Annotated in this window: 17 protein-coding genes; 7 read left to right on the top strand and 10 right to left on the bottom strand. The window is 75.0% G+C overall.

Translation table 11 applies throughout. The features are described 5' to 3' along the window. Window positions 1–167 precede the first annotated feature (167 nt). Both gltX and HGCM_RS15720 read left to right on the top strand, forming a co-directional pair. Window positions 168–1,667: a glutamate--tRNA ligase gene (gene gltX / locus HGCM_RS15725; protein ID WP_019137774.1), complete on the top strand. Its 1,500-nt coding sequence runs from the start codon at window positions 168–170 to the stop codon at window positions 1,665–1,667. Then, window positions 1,664–2,410, top strand: a complete 747-nt coding sequence (locus HGCM_RS15720; RefSeq protein WP_019137773.1) for an HAD family hydrolase — start codon at window positions 1,664–1,666, stop codon at window positions 2,408–2,410. The genes gltX and HGCM_RS15720 overlap by 4 nt, the downstream gene beginning before the upstream one ends. Here HGCM_RS15720 and HGCM_RS15715 read toward each other — a convergent pair. From HGCM_RS15715 to HGCM_RS15695, 5 genes are all read right to left on the bottom strand, one after another. After that, complete coding sequence (locus HGCM_RS15715) at window positions 2,379–3,140, bottom strand: class I SAM-dependent methyltransferase (protein WP_019137772.1); 762 nt, start codon at window positions 3,138–3,140, stop codon at window positions 2,379–2,381. The genes HGCM_RS15720 and HGCM_RS15715 overlap by 32 nt on opposite strands. A 51-nt stretch (window positions 3,141–3,191) precedes the next feature. After that, the gene (locus HGCM_RS15710; RefSeq protein WP_019137771.1) at window positions 3,192–3,989 is read right to left on the bottom strand and encodes an inositol monophosphatase family protein; all 798 of its coding nucleotides are present in this window, start codon (window positions 3,987–3,989) and stop codon (window positions 3,192–3,194) included. 47 nt (window positions 3,990–4,036) lie between these two features. Beyond that, complete coding sequence (gene rsgA, locus HGCM_RS15705; protein ID WP_019137770.1) at window positions 4,037–5,110, bottom strand: ribosome small subunit-dependent GTPase A; 1,074 nt, start codon at window positions 5,108–5,110, stop codon at window positions 4,037–4,039. Window positions 5,111–5,126: 16 nt separating this feature from the next. Continuing rightward, window positions 5,127–6,431: a 3-phosphoshikimate 1-carboxyvinyltransferase gene (aroA, locus tag HGCM_RS15700; protein WP_019137769.1), complete on the bottom strand. Its 1,305-nt coding sequence runs from the start codon at window positions 6,429–6,431 to the stop codon at window positions 5,127–5,129. 62 nt (window positions 6,432–6,493) lie between these two features. After that, window positions 6,494–7,006, bottom strand: a complete 513-nt coding sequence (locus HGCM_RS15695) for a hypothetical protein (RefSeq protein WP_019137768.1) — start codon at window positions 7,004–7,006, stop codon at window positions 6,494–6,496. 155 nt (window positions 7,007–7,161) lie between these two features. On the opposite strand from HGCM_RS15695, the gene HGCM_RS18570 reads away from it, so the two are divergent. Together HGCM_RS18570 and rsrA are read left to right on the top strand one after the other, a co-directional pair. Next, complete coding sequence (locus tag HGCM_RS18570; protein ID WP_019137767.1) at window positions 7,162–7,923, top strand: sigma-70 family RNA polymerase sigma factor; 762 nt, start codon at window positions 7,162–7,164, stop codon at window positions 7,921–7,923. Continuing rightward, window positions 7,920–8,231 carry a mycothiol system anti-sigma-R factor gene (rsrA, locus tag HGCM_RS15685; RefSeq protein WP_019137766.1) on the top strand — a complete coding sequence of 104 codons (312 nt, stop codon included), beginning with the start codon at window positions 7,920–7,922 and terminating at the stop codon, window positions 8,229–8,231. Before HGCM_RS18570 ends, rsrA begins: the two co-directional genes overlap by 4 nt. Before the next feature lie 68 nt (window positions 8,232–8,299). On the opposite strand, the gene HGCM_RS20575 is transcribed toward rsrA, so the two are convergent. The 3 genes from HGCM_RS20575 to HGCM_RS15675 form a co-directional block, all read right to left on the bottom strand. Continuing rightward, window positions 8,300–8,374, bottom strand: coding sequence for a 50S ribosomal protein bL37 (locus HGCM_RS20575; RefSeq protein ID WP_118766687.1), 75 nt, complete (start codon window positions 8,372–8,374; stop codon window positions 8,300–8,302). Between the two features lie 188 nt (window positions 8,375–8,562). Continuing rightward, window positions 8,563–8,955, bottom strand: a complete 393-nt coding sequence (locus tag HGCM_RS15680) for a nitroreductase family deazaflavin-dependent oxidoreductase (protein WP_019137765.1) — start codon at window positions 8,953–8,955, stop codon at window positions 8,563–8,565. An 8-nt stretch (window positions 8,956–8,963) separates the two neighbouring features. Then, window positions 8,964–10,343: an FAD-binding oxidoreductase gene (locus HGCM_RS15675; RefSeq protein WP_019137764.1), complete on the bottom strand. Its 1,380-nt coding sequence runs from the start codon at window positions 10,341–10,343 to the stop codon at window positions 8,964–8,966. A gap of 169 nt (window positions 10,344–10,512) precedes the next feature. Between HGCM_RS15675 and HGCM_RS15670 the strand changes: the two genes are divergently transcribed. From HGCM_RS15670 to HGCM_RS15660, 3 genes are all read left to right on the top strand, one after another. Continuing rightward, window positions 10,513–11,601, top strand: coding sequence for a type IV pilus twitching motility protein PilT (locus HGCM_RS15670; protein WP_019137763.1), 1,089 nt, complete (start codon window positions 10,513–10,515; stop codon window positions 11,599–11,601). Between the two features lie 135 nt (window positions 11,602–11,736). Further along, complete coding sequence (locus HGCM_RS15665) at window positions 11,737–12,534, top strand: DUF4097 family beta strand repeat-containing protein (protein ID WP_019137762.1); 798 nt, start codon at window positions 11,737–11,739, stop codon at window positions 12,532–12,534. Then, entirely contained in the window at window positions 12,534–13,148 is a 615-nt protein-coding gene (locus HGCM_RS15660; protein WP_026075530.1) for a PadR family transcriptional regulator, read from the top strand. Before HGCM_RS15665 ends, HGCM_RS15660 begins: the two co-directional genes overlap by 1 nt. 54 nt (window positions 13,149–13,202) lie before the next feature. Here the strand turns inward: HGCM_RS15660 and HGCM_RS15655 are convergent, their stop codons facing one another. Further along, the gene (locus tag HGCM_RS15655; protein WP_019137760.1) at window positions 13,203–13,796 is read right to left on the bottom strand and encodes a GDSL-type esterase/lipase family protein; all 594 of its coding nucleotides are present in this window, start codon (window positions 13,794–13,796) and stop codon (window positions 13,203–13,205) included. Window positions 13,797–13,962: 166 nt separating this feature from the next. Beyond that, a partial coding sequence (locus tag HGCM_RS18565; RefSeq protein WP_081596416.1) for a multifunctional oxoglutarate decarboxylase/oxoglutarate dehydrogenase thiamine pyrophosphate-binding subunit/dihydrolipoyllysine-residue succinyltransferase subunit occupies window positions 13,963–17,452 on the bottom strand: 3,490 nt, incomplete at its 5' end.

Below are 17,452 nucleotides of genomic sequence, written 5' to 3'. Positions count from 1 at the left end.
CGGCCGTGCACGAGCTCGCCGAGCGCGCGCGGGCGCGGCGGCTGCCGCGGCGCGCGGTGGCCGTCGGGCGGCGGTCCGTCCTCCGGCTCGTCGTGCCCGTCCGCGTCGCCCGCGCGCTGCGCTGACGGCGACGGGAGGAGCCCGTCGGCGGCCCTAGGCTGAAGCCCATGACCACCCCCGCCGTGCGTGTCCGCTTCTGCCCGTCCCCCACCGGCACCCCACACGTCGGGCTCATCCGCACGGCGCTGTTCAACTGGGCGTACGCGCGCCGCACGGGCGGCACGTTCGTCTTCCGCATCGAGGACACCGACCCCGAGCGCGACTCGCAGGAGAGCTACCTGCAGCTGCTCGACGCGCTGCGCTGGCTGGGCCTCGACTGGGACGAGGGCGTGGAGGTCGGGGGCCCGCACGAGCCCTACCGGCAGTCCCAGCGCTACGACCTGTACGCCGACGTGGTCCGGCGCCTGGTCGAGGGCGGCTACGCCTATGAGTCGTGGTCGACGCCCGAGGAGATCGAGGCGCGCCACCGCGCCGCCGGCCGCGACCCCAAGCTGGGCTACGACGGCTACGACCGCGCCCTCACCGAGGAGCAGAAGGCGGCCTACCGCGCCGAGGGCCGCGAGCCGGTGATCCGGATGCGGATGCCCGACGAGGACGTCTCGTTCACCGACCTCGTCCGCGGGGAGGTCACCTTCAAGGCCGGCTCGGTGCCCGACTACGTGATCGTGCGCGCGAACGGGCACCCGCTCTACACGCTCGTCAACCCCGTCGACGACGCGCTCATGGACATCACGCACGTCCTGCGCGGCGAGGACCTGCTCTCGTCGACGCCCCGCCAGGTCGTGCTCTACCGCGCGCTCATGGAGATCGGCGTCGCGAGCGTCATGCCGGTGTTCGGGCACCTGCCGTACGTCATGGGGGAGGGCAACCGCAAGCTCTCCAAGCGCGACCCCGAGTCGAACCTCTTCCTGCACCGCGAGCGCGGCTTCCTGCCGGAGGGGCTGCTCAACTACCTGGCCCTGCTCGGCTGGTCGATCGGCCCGGACCGCGACGTGTTCGGCCTGCAGGAGATGGCGCAGGTGTTCGACGTCGCCGACGTCAACCCGAACCCCGCCCGCTTCGACCTCAAGAAGGCCGAGGCCATCAACGCCGCGCACGTGCGCCTGCTCGCCCCGGACGACTTCCGCGACCGGCTCGTCCCGTACCTGCACGCCGCCGGGCTCGTCCCCGCGGGCTCGTACGCCGACCTGGCGCCGGAGCACCAGGCGCTGCTCGACGCCGGCGCGCCGCTCGTCCAGGAGCGCATGACGCTGCTCGGCGAGGTCGTCGGGATGCTGGGCTTCCTGTTCGTCGCCGACGACGCGCTCGAGATCACGGACGACGCACGCGGTGCGCTGCGCGACGAGGCGGCCGACGTGCTCGACGCCTCCGCGCGGGTGCTGGCCGAGCTGCCCGCGGACGGGTTCACGACCGAGGCGACGCAGGCCGCCCTGCAGGCGGCGCTCGTCGACGAGGCCGGGCTGGGCATCAAGCCGCGCTTCGCGTACACGCCCCTGCGCGTCGCGCTCACGGGCCGGCGCGTCTCGCCGCCGCTGTTCGAGTCGATGGAGATCCTCGGCCGCGACGCGACGCTGGCCCGGGTCGCCGCGCTGCGCGCCACGCTGTGACGGCGGCCGACCCCGTCGCGCCCGCCCTGCGGGTCGACGGCGTGCTCTTCGACGTCGACGACACCCTCGTCGACACGCGCGGCGCGTTCGTGCACGCGCTCGCGGCCGTCGCGCGGCGCTACCTGCCCACGGGGCCGGAGCGCGACGCCGAGATCCTCTCGGTGTGGCGCGCCGACGCGGGCGGCCACTACGCCGCCTACACGCGCGGCGAGGTGAGCCACGAGGCGCAGCGCCTGGCGCGCGCCAACGAGCTGCACGCGCGCTTCGGCGGGCCGGCGCTGGACGAGGAGTCCTTCGCGGAGTGGGACGGCGTCTTCGACGGGACCTTCCGCGCCGCCTGGGCGCGGCACGACGACGCGGACGACGTGGTCGACGCGCTGCTGGACGCGGGCGTGGTGGTCGGCGCGCTGACCAACGCCGCGACCGCGTACCAGCAGGCCAAGCTGGAGGCGACGGGCCTGGACCGGGTGCCCCTGCTCGTCACGGTCGACACCCTGGGCTTCGGCAAGCCCGACCCGAGGGTGTTCCTGGAGGCGTGCCGCCGGCTCGGCACCGACCCGGCGCGCACCGCGTACGTGGGCGACGAGCCGGACGTGGACGCGGCGGCCGCCCGGGACGCGGGGCTCGTCGGCGTGTGGCTCGACCGCCCCGGCGCGCGGCGGCGGCCCGTCGACGAGGCGTGGCTCGCGGGCGTGACGGTGATCCGGTCGCTCAGCGAGCTGCCGGCGGCGCTGGCAGCCTGACGGCGCGCCAGCACCGGGTCGTGTAGCGCAGCGGCGCGTCGTCGCGGCCGACCAGGTCGGGGTGCGTGCCCCACAGCGCGTCGATCTCGTCGAGCAGCGCCTCCCGCCGCTCGGGCGGCATCGTGAGGACGTACGAGCGGCTCGCGGCCAGCAGCCGCACCTCGGCCCGGGTCACGCTGCGCACCCACGGGAACGTCGCGTGCTCCGGCGGCGAGAACCGCGCGCCGAGCGCCGGCTCGCGCACGTGGTCGTACGCCATCGGGTCGTCGCGGTGGAGCAGGTCCCGGTACGCCTCGACCCACGTCCCCGCCTCCGGCTCCTCGGTGTTCCAGAGCACGGCGAGGCGGCCGCCCGGCCGCAGCACGCGCGCGAGCTCGGCGGCCGCGCGCGGCGCGTCGAACCAGTGCCAGGCCTGCCCGACGGTCACGGCGTCGGCGCACGCGTCCGGCAGGCCCGTCGCCTCCGCCGTCCCGCGCACGGCAGGGACGCCGGGCAGGTCGCGCTCCAGGGCGGCGCGCATCGCGTCGTCGGGCTCCACGGCCCGGACCCGCACCCCCGCGCGCAGCAGGGCGGCGGTCAGCTTGCCGGTGCCGGCCGCGACGTCGACGACGTCCCGCGCGCCGGGCGGCAGGCACCACCGCGCCGCCTCGTCGGGGTAGCCCGGGCGCGCCGCGTAGGCGTCCACGCCGCCGCCGAAGGACGACGCCCGGTGCTGCAGGTGCGGCTCCACGCCGCCAGCCTCCCAGCCCGGCGCCGCGCCCGCAGGAGCCGGGCGGTCGCCTCAGCCGCGCGGTTCGAGCAGCGCGAGGGCCGCGTCGTGGAGGTGCCCGTTGGTGACGAGCGCCGAGCCGCCCCACGGCCCGGGCTCACCCGTCACCGAGGTGAACCGGCCGCCCGCCTCGGTGACGATCGGGACCAGCGCGGCCATGTCGTGCAGCGCCAGCTCCGGCTCGCACGAGACGTCGACCGCCCCCTCCGCGACGAGCACGTGCGACCAGAAGTCGCCGTACGCGCGGGTGCGCCACACGCTGCGCGCGAGGTCGAAGAAGGAGCCGAGCCGCCCGATCTCCTCCCAGCCGCCGAGGCTCGAGTACGACAGCGACGCGTCGGCGAGCTCGGTCACCTGCGAGACGCGCATCGGGGTGGCGGCGGCCAGCGACCGCCCGGTCCAGGCGCCGAGGCCCTGGGCCGCCCACCAGCGGCGGCCGAGCGCGGGGGCGCTCACCAGGCCGACCACGACCTCGTCGCCGTCGAGCAGCGCGATGAGCGTGGCCCACACGGGCACGCCGCGGACGAAGTTCTTGGTGCCGTCGATCGGGTCGACCACCCAGCGCCGCGGCCCGTGGCCGGTGGTCGGCAGCTCCTCGCCCTGCACCGAGTCGCGCGGCCGGGACCGGGACAGGCCCTGGCGGATCAGCTCCTCGGCGGCGCGGTCCGCGTCCGTGACGGGCGTCAGGTCCGGCTTCGTCTCGACCCGCAGGTCCTGCGCCTTGAAGCGCGACATCGTCAGCGCGTCGACCTGGTCGGCCAGCACGTGCGCGAGGCGCAGGTCGTCGTCGTACCCGGTGCGCTGGCTCATGGCGGACACGCTATCGGCGCCCGCCGGGACATCGGGGGAGGTGCGCGTCAGGGGCGCCGCTCGACGCCGGCCTCGCGCGGGTCGGCGTCCGCCGAGCCGAGGCGGCTCGCGAGCAGGCGGCGGAACGACTCCACGCGGGCGCGGCGGGCCTCGCGGGTCTCGTCGTCGGGTGCGCCCTCGACCCACGCGTCGAGCTCGCAGTCGGGGGCGTCGTCCGCGTGCGTGCACCCGCGCGGGCACTGGGCGACGACCTCGGCGAGGTCGGGGAAGGCGCCGGCGAGGTGGGCGGGGTCGACGTGCGCGAGCCCGAAGGAGCGCACCCCGGGGGTGTCGATGACCCACGTGGGGGAGCCGCCCGGCACGCGCAGCGCGACGGCCGAGGTCGACGTGTGCCGCCCGCGGCCCGTGACGTCGTTGACGACGCCCGTCGCCCGCCGCGCGTCGGGGACGAGGGCGTTGACGAGCGTCGACTTGCCCACGCCCGAGTGCCCCACGAGCACCGACACCCGGCCGTCGAGCGCCGCGCGGACCTCGTCGAGCCCGACGATCGCGCCGCCCTCGCCGCGCTGCGTGACGACGACGCGCACGCCGATCGGCGCGTACATGGCGACCAGCTCGTCCTGCGACGCCAGGTCGGCCTTCGTCAGGCACAGCAGGACGTCCATGCCGGCGTCGTAGGCGGCGACGACGCAGCGGTCGATCATGCGGGTGCGCGGCTCCGGGTCGGCGAGCGCGGTGACGACGACGAGCTGGTCGGCGTTCGCGACGATCACCCGCTCGACCGGGTCCGTGTCGTCGGCGGTGCGCCGCAGCACCGTGCGCCGCTCGCCGATCCGGACGATGCGCGCGAGCGTCCCCTCGTCGCCGGTGGTGTCGCCGACGAGGTCCACCCGGTCGCCGGGCACGACGCGCTCGCGGCCGAGCTCGCGCGCCTTCATCGCGGTCGCGGCGTGCTCGTCCGGGCCCGCCGGGTCGACGAGCACCGCGTAGCGCCCCCGGTCCACGCCCGTGACGAGCGCGCTCTCCGCGTCCTCGTGCGCGGGCCGCTGCTTGGTGCGCGGGCGGCTGCCCCGGCCCGGCCGGATGCGGACGTCGCTCTCGTCGTACCGCCGCCCGCTCACCGGCGCGCCCCGCGGCTCATCGGCTCCCGGCCAGCATCCCGGACCACAGGCCGACGAAGTCCGGGATCGTCTTCGCGGTCGTGGCGACGTCCTCGACGTCGATCGGCACGCGCAGCCCCACGAGCGCGCCCGCCGTCGCCATCCGGTGGTCGGCGTAGGTGCGCCACGCCCCGCCGGTCAGCGGACGCGGGGTGACGACGAGCCCGTCGTCCGTCTCGCGCGCCTCGCCGCCGACGCGCGTGATCTCCGCCGCGAGGGCGGCCAGCCGGTCGGTCTCGTGCCCGCGCAGGTGGGCGATGCCGCGCAGCCGCGTGGGGGAGTCCGCGTGCACGGCCAGGGCGGCGATCGTGGGGGCGATCTCGCCCGCGGCGTGCAGGTCGAGGTCGACGCCGCGGACGGTTCCGGTGCCGCTCGCGGTCAGCACGTCGCCCTCGAGCGACGTCGTGGCGCCCATGCGCTCGAGGATGCCCGGCAGCAGCGCGCCCGGCTGGGTCGTGGCGGCAGGCCAGCCCGGGACCCGCACCGTCCCGCCGGCGACGAGGGCGGCGCACAGGAACGGGGCCGCGTTCGACAGGTCGGGCTCGACCCGCACGTCACGCCCGGCGACCACGCCCGGCCGGACCTCCCACGTGGCCGGCCGCGAGTCGTCCACGTCGACGCCGGCCGCCCGCAGGACCTCCACGGTCATCGCGATGTGCGGCAGGCTCGGCAGCGTCGCGCCGACGTGCCGCACGACGAGCCCGCGCTCGAACCGGGCGCCCGCCAGCAGCAGCCCGGAGACGAACTGGGAGGAGCCCGAGGCGTCGACCTCGACCTCGCCGCCGGCCACCGACCCCGTGCCGTGCACCGTGAACGGCAGGCGACCGGGCTCGCCCTCGTCGTCGACCCGCACGCCGAGCTGCCGCAGCCCGTCCAGCACCGGACCCATCGGCCGCGCGAGCGCCTCGGCGTCGCCCGTGAACCGGACCGGCCCGTCGGCCAGCGCCGCGAGCGCGGGGACGAACCGCATGACGGTGCCCGCCAGGCCGCACTCGACCGTCGTGCCGCCGCGCAGCGGTCCGGGCGTGACGACCCAGTCGGACCCCTGCGCGCCGGCGTGCTCGTCGACGCCGACGCCCAGCCGGCGCAGGGCCTGCGCCATGAGCCGGGTGTCGCGCGAGCCGAGGACGGCGCGCAGGCGGCTCGGCGAGGCGGCCAGCGCGGCCAGCACGAGGTAGCGGTTGCTGAGCGACTTCGAGCCGGGCACCTCCACCGTCGCGTCCAGCGGTCCCGTCGCCCGGGGGGCGGTCCACAGGGCGGCGGTGGGCTGCGCAGCGGTCATGCGGCCAGGCTACCGGCGGCGCTCGGGGCGTCCGCGGGCGCGTCCGGCGGCCGGTCGGCGGCTCAGGAGCCCGCGCGCGCCGCCGTGCGCTCGTCGATCGCGTGGCGCACCTTCCACCCGAGCGACGGGCGGCCCTCGCGGTCGGCCGCGACGAGCACCGCGCCGGCCGTGAACGCCACCGCCCGGACGAGCTTCTCGGTGCGCTCGCGCCGGCGCACGCGGTCGCCGCCGTCGAGCCGCTTGTCCGGCAGGTACAGGGCGACCAGCGGTGCGGTGAGCGCCGCGAGGGCGAGCGCCGCCGCGCGTGGGGCCCGGCCCAGCGCGAGCGCGCTGCCCGCCGCGAGCAGCAGCGCGCCGTGCACCTGCACGACCGTGGTGAGCTGGCGGTCGGTCAGGTGCTGGTCCAGCACGTCGCCGACGGCGCCCGTCCGCGCCTCGGCGGGCACCAGGTCGCGGGTCGCGTCGAGCGCGGCGCGGGCCTCCGCCACGTGGGCCGACGGGTGCCGGACCACCGACAGCCCCTCGGCGACGAACCAGGACGCGAACCCTGCACGGGCGAGTCGACGCAGCAGCACGGGAGCCCCTCCGGACGGCGGTCCGCCCGGCGACGGCCGGGCTGCTGCCACGCTACTCGCGTCCCGCAGCCGCGTCCCGGCAGCGGCCGGGGGCGAGGGCGAAACCCGCACCAGGCTCGGGAATCTGCGCCGCGGAGCCGGTGTTGGAGCCTGTCATGAGCCTGCTCCTCGCGCCGGACGTGCGCCCCGTGGCGGTCGTCCCGGTCCACCCGGTGACGCCGTTCGGTGGACCGTTCCCCTGGGGCATAGGCTCGACGCCGATGAGTGAGAGCCCGGTCCAGCCGACCGCCGAGAGCGCGGACGAGACGTCGCGCGCGCCCCTGTCCGAGGACCCCGCCGCGCGCACGGAGCGGTTCGAGGCCGAGGCGCTGGTGTACCTGGACCAGCTGTACGGCGCGGCGCTGCGGATGACGCGCAACCCCGCCGACGCGGAGGACCTCGTCCAGGAGACCTTCGCCAAGGCGTTCGCGGCGTTCCACCAGTACCGCCCCGGGACCAACCTCAAGGCGTGGCTGTACCGCATCCTGACGAACACGTACATCAACTCGTACCGCAAGAAGCAGCGCGAGCCCCAGCAGTCCCGCTCCGAGGAGATCGAGGACTGGCAGCTGGCGCGTGCGGAGTCGCACACGTCGGCGGGGCTGCGGTCGGCCGAGGCCGAGGCGCTGGACCACCTGCCGGACTCGGACGTCAAGGACGCGCTGCAGCGCATCCCCGAGGAGTTCCGCATCGCGGTGTACCTCGCCGACGTCGAGGGGTTCGCGTACAAGGAGATCGCCGAGATCATGGGCACGCCGATCGGGACGGTGATGTCCCGGCTGCACCGCGGCCGCAGCCAGCTGCGGGACCTGCTGGCGGACTACGCGCGCGAGCGTGGCCTGGTGCCGGCGGCGAAGGACTCGGAGGGGGACCGATGACGACGTGGGACGAGGCCGGGACGCCGACGCCCGTGGCACGGACCTCGCAGTCCGGCTGCGACTGCGACGAGGCCGTCGCCGAGCTGTGGGCGTACCTCGACTCCGAGCTGGAGGCGCCCGAGGCGGACCGCGTCCGTGAGCACCTCGCCGAGTGCAGCGGCTGCCTCGCCGAGCACGACGTCGAGCTCGTCGTGAAGAAGCTCGTGCGCCGCTGCTACGAGCAGGTGGAGATCGCGCCCGACGAGCTGCGTGCCCGCGTGACCGCGCACATCTCGACGCTGCGGATCACGCGCATCGCCGACTCCTGACCACCGGGACGACGAGGGCCCCGCCGCGCTGCTGCGCGACGGGGCCCTCGGGCGTCGGGGGTCCGACGTCAGGCGTTGGGACGCTTGCCGTGGTTGGCGGCGCTCCCGGCGCGGGAACGGCGCTTGCGGCCTCGCTTGCTCATGGGTGTCTCCTTCTGTCGGTCGTGCGGGCTAGGGGCCTGCGGCCCGCGGGCCTGCGGGCGGCGCGTCTCGAGCGGTCCGTCGCGCTCCGGGCGGGCCGGGGCGACGACGGCGCCCGGACGGCGACAGCCCGGACGATCGACGACGCGAGCCCCCATGGTCCCACACCGGCGGCAGCAGCCGTGCACGGTCACCGCACGGCGTCCAGCACCGCGAGCTCGACGTAGTCCCGGCACCGCACCGGCCACCGCAGCAGCGCGCGCTGCGGCTGCGGGATCCGTCCGAGGGCGACCTCCGGGGCGAGCGGGCGCGGCGGCCCCAGGTGGAGCACCCGCCCGGACAGCAGCATGCGGCAGCCGCCCGCGGCGCGGACGTTGCGCAGCCAGTCGACGTCGGGGCCGTAGGTCAGCGCGACGGTGACGGTGCCGCCGTGCCGGAAGGCCATGAGCGGGGTGCGCCGCACGGTGCCCGTCCGTCGCCCCACGTGCTCCAGCACCACGAGCGAGCCGTGCCCCGCGAGGCGGACCATCACGGGGTTCGCGACGCGGCGGACGACGCGCGTCAGGCCCAGCGGCAGCGGCACGGCGCCGGTCAGCCGGCCGGAGGGACGTTCTGGTTGCGCCGGAACAGGTTGCCCGGGTCGTACTGGGCCTTGACCGCCGCGAGGCGGTCCCACGTCGCTCCGGGGTAGGCGGCGCGCACCCGCTCGGGCCCCTCGTCGCCGAGGAAGTTCACGTACACGCCCGGGTCGCCCTGGTCGAGCAGCGCCAGCGTCTTCTCGACCCACGCCGTGCGCTGGGCCCGGTCGTCGCCCTGGACGAACGTGGCGACGTTGCCCATGAGCCGGCTGCCGCGGTGCGCGTAGGCGGTGGCGTCGGAGGGCACCCGCGCGATGGCCCCGCCGAGGGGCCGCAGCTGGACGACGCGCATGCCGTCGACGCTGCTGAGCCGCTCGAGCACGCGCTCGGCGAGCGGCAGGTCGACGTGGTCGAGCATGAGCGTCCGGGTCACCGCGACCGGGTGGTACTCGGGGTCGGCGGGCGGGAACAGCTCCGGGTAGGCGACGGGCCGCACCAGGTCGGCGAGCGGCTCGGCGAGCGAGCGGAACGGCGCGAGCGCGGCCTCCGCCTCGTCGGCGGGCCCGGACCAGCAGAGCATCGCCATGACGACCAGCCGGCCGTGCACGTCGGCGGGCACGAACGGCATCGGCGGGCACGGCATCACGTTGAGGATCGTGCCGAGGTGCTCCGGCGCGTCGAGCGACGCCGCCACGACGCCCGCGACCGTCCCGGCCGTCGCGGGCAGGACGAGGATCCCGCCGGTGACGCCGTCGAGCGGGTGGAGCCGGAACTGCAGGCGCGTGACGACGCCGAGGTTGCCGCCCCCGCCGCGCAGCGCCCAGAACAGCTCGGGGTGCTGCTCGGCGTCCGCACGCACGACCCGCCCGTCGGCCAGGACGACGTCCGCGGCGAGCAGGTTGTCGACGGACAGCCCGTGCGCGCGGGACAGGTACCCGACGCCGCCGCCGAGCGTGATGCCCGCGACGCCGACGGAGCCGGTGTCGCCGAACCCGACCGCGAGGCCGTGCGCGCTCGTCGCCACGGCCACCTCGCCGGCGGTCGCGCCGGCCTCGACCCACGCGGTGCGCGCGGCCGGGTCGACGTCGATGCCACGGCGCTCGCGCAGGTCGACGACGAGCCCGCCGTCCGCGGTGCCGTGCCCGGCGCCGCTGTGGCCGCCGCCACGGACCGCGAGGGTCAGGCCGGCGTCGCGCGCGAACCCGACCGCGGCGACGACGTCGGCGTCGTCGACGGGCCGGACGATCACGGCGGGCTGGGGGTCGATCCCGCCCAGCACGATCGTGCGGAGCTCGTCGTAGCGGGGGTCGCCGGGCGTGACGACGGCGCCGCTCGTGCGGCCGCGCAGGTCGTCGAGGTCGAGGGTCCCGGTGGTGCTGTGCGAGGCGGACATGCGGCGCTCCTTCGCGTGGCGTGCGGGCGAGTCCCAGACTCGACCGGGTCCGGGGGCGCGGGCAAGGGGTTTGGATGGTGCGGACGAGGTCCGGCGCCCGGCCGGCCCGCGTCCGACGCGGGGTGCGCATCCGCTCAAGTCGGGCACCCGGGGCGCCGATGCACAGCCCGTGGCCAAGCAACTGCAGTCCGTCATCCCGCTCCTGCACGCGCTCGCGAGCTCGGCAGGCTCCGACCTGCACGTGAAGGTCGGCTCGCCGGCACGCGTGCGCGTCGACGGCCGCCTGCGCAAGCTGCAGGTCCCGGACCTGACGCCCGGCGACCTGGAGCACATGCTCGAGGAGGTGCTGCCCGACGACCTCGTCGACACCTTCCGCGAGCACCACGAGGCCGACTTCGCCTACTCGCTGTCCGGCGTCGGCCGGTTCCGCGTGAACGCCTACCAGGCGCGCGGCACGTACGGCATGGTGTTCCGGCGCGTCTCGGTCGGCGCCCAGTCGCTCGGCGACCTCGGCATCCCCGAGGTGGTCGGCGAGCTGGCGCTCGAGCCCCGCGGCCTGGTGCTCATCACGGGCCCGACCGGCTCGGGGAAGACGACGACGCTGGCGTCGATGATCGACCTCATCAACACGTTCCGTGAGTGCAACATCATCACGATCGAGGACCCGATCGAGGTCCTGCACCACGACAAGAAGTCGATCGTCTCCCAGCGCGAGGTCCGCATGGACACCTCGGACTTCGCCACCGCGCTGCGTGCGGCGATGCGGCAGGACCCCGACGTGATCCTCGTCGGCGAGATGCGCGACCTGGAGACGGTGCGCGCGGCGCTGTCCGCGGCGGAGACCGGCCACCTCGTCCTGTCGACGCTGCACACGATCGACGCGCCCGAGACGATCAACCGCATCGTCGACTTCTTCCCGCCGCACGAGCAGAAGCAGGTGCGCATCGCGCTCTCGCAGATGCTGCGCGGCATCGTGTCGCAGCGCCTGCTGCGCCGCCAGGACGGGCAGGGCCGCACCCCGGCGATCGAGGTCATGGTCAACACCGGCCGCACGGCGGAGTCGATCGTCGACCCCGAGAACAACCCGCCGCTGCTGGACCTCATCAAGGAGGGCGACTTCTACAAGATGCAGACGTTCGACCAGCACCTGTTCGCGCTCGTGCGCGACGGCGTCGCGTCGTACGAGGAGGCGCTGCTCGCGTCGTCGAACCCGCACGACCTCACCGTCGAGCTGCGCGCCGCGGGCGTGCTCGTCTGAGCGCCCTCACCTGACGGCCGGAGCCGGCCCCCGCTTCCTCCCGGGAGCGGGGGCCGTCCTGTGCAGGGGGTTGTCACGCGCCAAGACGCGATATAACGTGTCCAACGAACGCGATATGTCGTGAGTGGAGGAACGATGGCATCCGAGTCCTGGGTCGTGTCGGGCCCGCAGGTGATCGAGGTCGACGACGTGACGGCGCTGCGCGTGCAGGTGGTCGGCGGTCGGGCGGACGTGGTGGCGGGCGACCAGCCGGGCGCGCGCGTCGAGGTGCACTCCGTGGAGGGCCGGCCACTCGAGGTGAGCCTCGTCGACGGCGAGCTCCGCGTCGGGTACGCCTTCACGCTCAGCGGGTGGGAGGGGTTCCTCGAGCGGTTCCGGAACTTCCGCGACCGCGACCGGGTCGACGTCTCGATCGCCGTGCACCGCGAGGTCGCCACCAAGCTCGGCACCGTGAGCGCCGACGGCCTGCTGTCCGACGTCGTCGAGGACGCGTCGGTGTCGACGGTCTCCGGCTCGCTCGTGACCGACCACACGCGGGGCCGCCTGACGGCCAGCACCGTGTCGGGCGAGGTCGTCGTCCGGGACCACACCGGCGACCTGCGCCTGCACTCGGTCTCGGGTGAGCTCGCCGCGTCGGGGCACCTCACGGTCGTGCAGGCCAACACCGTCTCCGGCGGGCTCGCGCTCGACCTCACGGCGCCGACCTCCTCGGTGACGGCGTCCACGGTGTCCGGCGACGTCACCGTCCGCGTCCCGCACGACAAGGGGGTCCGCGCGAAGCTGCAGTCGGTGTCCGGGCGGCTCGTCCTCGACGACCTCGAGCACCGCGGGTCCGGCGGCCGGTCCGTCGACCTGCAGTCCGGCGACGGGGCCTGCTACGTCTCCGCGACGACGGTCTCCGGCGACGTCACGGTGCTGCGGGCGGGCGCGTGATGGCACCCGTCTTCGCCCACGGCCAGCTGCGGCTCTACCTGCTGGCGCTGCTGGAGTCCGGGCCGAAGCACGGCTACGAGCTCATCACCGCCCTCACCGACCGGTTCGGCGGCACCTACCGGCCCAGCCCCGGCACGATCTACCCGCGCCTGGCCCGGCTGGAGGACGAGGGTCTCGTCACCCGCAGCGACGAGGGACGCAAGGCGACGTACGCCCTCACGGAGGCGGGCCGCGCCGAGCTGGCCGCCCGGCAGGGGGACCTGGCCGACCTGGAGGAGGGGATCGCCGAGTCCGTCCGCGACCGCGCGGTGCACGTGCGCGACGACGTGCGCGACTCGATGGCCAGCCTGCGGGCCGACCTGGCCGCGGCCGCGCAGCGCGCCCGGGACGAGGCCGCCCACGCGCCCCGGCCTCCGGTGCAGGACCGCGACGAGCGGGTGGCCTCGCACGTGCGGTGGGTCGAGTCGGAGGCCCTCGTCCGGCGCTTCCGCGACGAGCTGCGCGCCGAGCTGCGCCGGGCCGACGCCCGGGGCGCCGTCGAGCAGCTCACGGTCGACACCCTGCGCACCGTGCTCGACACCGCCCTGCGCTCGGTCCGCTCGACGCTGCGCTGAACGAGCGGAGCCGCCGAGCCGTCGAGCCGCGGAGCCGTCAGCGGCGCCCGCGGGTCACTGCGCGTCGTCGGGCAGGCCGAGCCAGGTGTGCCAGCCGGTGTGCAGGACGAGCCACGCCATGAGGCCGTACCCGGCCTGGCTCGGCAGCTCGCCGACGCCCGAGGCCATGTCGGCCAGCCACTGGTCGTGCGCCGCCAGCGGGCCGTAGGTCTCGACGTACGGCACCCGGCGGCGCGCGGCCACGTCGGCGAACGCGGCGGACAGCTCGGCGATGCGGTCGCCGTCCGCGGTGGCGCCGGGGGGCGGTCCGACGACGAACGCGGGCAGCCGCTGCTGCTCGGCCACGTCGAGCACGTTGGCGAGGTTGAGCCGGCTGCGCGCGAGCGTCAGGCCGGCGTCGAGGTCGTGGCGGCCGAGCGCGACGACGAGCCGGTTGTCCGCCTCGGGGGACAGGCGCCGCTCGACCTCGTCCTGCCACCGCGCGCCCAGCGCCGTGGTCGTCTCGCCCGGGACGGCGAGCGTGAGCACCGAGAGCACGTCGGACGTCGAGGTGCGCGCCGCGACCCGGCCGACCCAGCCGAGCGCCTTCGGGTCGCCCGTCCCTGCCGCGAGCTCGTCGCCGATCACCACGAGCCGCAGCTCACCCACGCCCTGCCTCCGTCCGGTCCGTCCTCGCGCGGGTGCCCCGCGCACCGCCGATCATCCCAGCCGCGGCCGCGGATCGGCGGTCATCCGCGGGCCTGTCGTGGATCCGGCCGCCCCGACGCACGAGCGCCGCGCCCCCGGCCGGGGACGCGGCGCTCGTCGTCGGTCGTCAGGCCCGCAGGAACGCGCGCTCCACGAGCGTGGCCTGCTGCGCCTGGTGCTTCTTGGCCGACCCGGCCGCGGGCGACGCCGACTCGGGGCGCGACACCACGTCGAGCGTGCGGCCGAGCAGCTGCGGCAGGTGCAGCGACAGGAAGGACCACGGGCCCTGGTTGCGGGGCTCGTCCTGCACCCACACGAGCTCGGCGTCGCCGAACGGCGCGAGCGCCTCGCGCAGGCCGTCCGCGTCGAGCGGGTACAGCTGCTCGAGCCGGACGATCGCGGTCCGCTCGTCGCCGGAGCGCACCCGCTCGGCCAGCAGGTCCCAGTAGACCTTGCCGGAGCACAGCAGCACGCGCGTCACCTGGTCGGCCTTCGCGGCCGCGAGGTCGTCGCCGATCACGGGCCGGAAGGTCCCGGTCGTGAAGTCCTCGACGGCGGACGACGCGGCCTTGAGGCGCAGCATCGACTTGGGCGTGAAGACGACCAGCGGCTTGCGCGGCCGGTTGTACGCCTGGCGGCGCAGCAGGTGGAAGTGCGACGCGGGCGTCGTGGGCTGGGCGATCACCATGTTGTCCTGCGCCGCGAGCTGCAGGAACCGCTCGATGCGCGCGGACGAGTGGTCCGGCCCCTGACCCTCGTACCCGTGGGGGAGCAGCAGCACGACGGACGAGCGCTGCGTCCACTTCTGCTCGGCGGACGAGATGAACTCGTCGATGATCGTCTGGGCGCCGTTGACGAAGTCGCCGAACTGCGCCTCCCACAGCACCAGGGCGTCCGGGCGCTCCACGGAGTAGCCGTACTCGAAGCCGAGGGCGGCGTACTCCGACAGGGAGGAGTCGTACACCCAGAACTTCGCCTGGTCGGAGGACAGGTACAGCAGCGGCGTCCACTCGGCGCCCGTCTCGCGGTCGTGGAAGACCGCGTGGCGCTGCACGAAGGTGCCGCGGCGCGAGTCCTGCCCCGCGAGCCGCACCGGCGTGCCCTCCATGAGCAGCGAGCCGAACGCGAGCAGCTCGCCGAAGCCCCAGTCGATGCCGCCGTCGCGCGACATCTGCTCGCGCTTGCTGAGCAGCTGGGCCAGCTTCGGGTGGACGGTGAAGCCCTCCGGCGGCCGGACGTGCGCCCGGCCGATGCGGGCGAGCGTCGAGGCGTCGACGGCCGTCTTCCAGCCCACCATCACGCCCGCGTCCTCGAGCTGCGACTCCGGCCGCTCCAGGCCGGCGACCGCCTCGGTGTCGGCCGGCGGCGGCGTCCAGCCGTCCTCGCGCGTCTCGGTGAAGACCCGCTCGAGCTGCGACTGGTAGTCCTGCAGCGCGGTCTCGGCCTCCTCGAGCGTGAGGTCGCCGCGGGCGACGAGCGTCTCGGTGTACAGCTTGCGGACCGAGCGCTTGGCCTCGATGAGGTTGTACATGAGCGGCTGCGTCATCGAGGGGTCGTCGCCCTCGTTGTGGCCACGGCGGCGGTAGCAGACCATGTCGATGACGACGTCGCGGTCGAACTGCTCGCGGTATTCGAACGCCAGCTCCGCGGCGCGTACCACGGCCTCGGGGTCGTCACCGTTGACGTGGAAGACCGGCACCTGCAGGCCCTTGACCACGTCGGTCGCGTACTGCGACGAACGCGACGACGAGGGGCCGGTGGTGAAGCCGACCTGGTTGTTGATGATGACGTGGATGGTGCCGCCGGTGCGGTACCCGCGCAGTTGCGCGAGGTTCAGCGTCTCGAAGACGACGCCCTGCCCCGCGAACGCCGCGTCGCCGTGGATGAGGATCGGCAGCACCGAGAACCCGTCGCCGCCGAGGTCGATGCGGTCCTGCTTGGCCCGCACGATGCCCTCGAGCACCGGGTCGACGGCCTCGAGGTGCGACGGGTTCGCCGCGAGGTAGACCTTCGTCGTCGCTCCGGACTCCGCCGTGAAGACGCCCTCGGTGCCGAGGTGGTACTTCACGTCGCCCGAGCCCTGGACCGACTTCGGGTCCTGGTTGCCCTCGAACTCGCTGAAGATCTGCGCGTACGACTTGCCCGCGATGTTCGCGAGCACGTTGAGGCGCCCGCGGTGGGCCATGCCGATGCCGACCTCGTCGAGCCCGTTGTCCGCGGCCTTCGACAGGATCGCGTCCAGCAGCGGGATGACCGACTCGCCGCCCTCGAGCGAGAACCGCTTCTGGCCGACGTACTTCGTCTGCAGGAAGGTCTCGAACGCCTCGGCGGCGTTGAGGCGGCGCAGGATGCGCTTCTGGTCCTCGCGGGGCGTGCGGGCGTAGCCCGACTCCAGCCGCTCCTGCAGCCAGCGCCGCTGGCGCGGGTCCTGCAGGTGCATGTACTCGATGCCGGTCGTGCGGCAGTACGAGTCGCGCAGCAGGCCCAGCACCTCGCGCAGCGTGGCGCGGGGCTTGCCGGTGAAGCCGCCCGTCGGGAACGTGCGGTCCAGGTCCCACAGCGTGAGGCCGTGGTTCTGGATGTCCAGGTCGGGGTGCTTGCGCTGGCGGTAGGCGAGCGGGTCGGTCTCCGCCATGAGGTGACCGCGCGAGCGGTAGGCGTGGATGAGCTCGCCGATGCGCGCGGGCTTGACCGCCTCGGCGTCGGGGTCGTTCGAGACGTCGCGCACCCAGCGCACCGGCTCGTAGGGGACGCCGACGGCGGCGAACACGCGGTCGTAGAAGCCGTCCTCGCCCAGGAGCTTGCGGCCGATGATCCGCAGGAAGTCGCCGGACTGCGCGCCCTGGATGATGCGGTGGTCGTAGGTGCTCGTCAGCGTCAGGACCTTCGAGACGCCCATCGCGTTGAGCCGGTCCTCGGACGTGCCGGCGAACTCGGCCGGGTAGTCCATCGCGCCGACGCCGACGATCGTGCCCTGCCCCTGCATGAGCCGCGGCACCGAGTGGACGGTGCCGATCGTGCCCGGGTTGGTCAGCGAGATCGTCGTGCCCTGGAAGTCCTCGACCGTCAGCTTGTTCTGCCGCGCGCGGCGCACGACGTCCTCGTACGCGGTCCAGAACTGCGCGAAGTCGAGCGTCTCGGCCTTCTTGATGGACGGCACGAGCAGCTGCCGCGTGCCGTCGGGCTTCGCGAGGTCGATCGCGAGGCCGAGGTTGACGTGGCCGGGCTGCACGACGCCGGGCTTGCCGTCGACGAGCTGGTACGCGGCGTTCATGGCCGGCATGTCGTGCAGGGCCTCGACCAGCGCGAACCCGATGAGGTGCGTGAACGAGATCTTGCCGCCGCGCCCGCGGGCGAGGTGGTTGTTGATGACGATCCGGTTGTCGACCATGAGCTTCGCCGGGACGGCGCGCACCGACGTGGCGGTGGGGACCTCGAGCGAGGACTCCATGTTCGTCACGACGCGCGCGGCCGGGCCGCGCAGCTTCTGGACGTCGTCGCTCGTCTCGCCGGGCTCGACGGCCGTCGAGCGGCGCGCGACCTGGGCGTAGGGCGCGGTGGCGGGCTGGGCGGTGGCGATGGGCGACGTGACGGCGGGCGGCTCCGCGACCGGGGCC

This window comes from Cellulomonas massiliensis JC225 (genome assembly GCF_000312005.1).
Taxonomy (GTDB): Bacteria; Actinomycetota; Actinomycetes; order Actinomycetales; family Cellulomonadaceae; genus Cellulomonas; species Cellulomonas massiliensis.
Note: the sequence above shows the minus strand (reverse complement) of the source record. Positions and strands in the feature narration are given on the sequence as shown.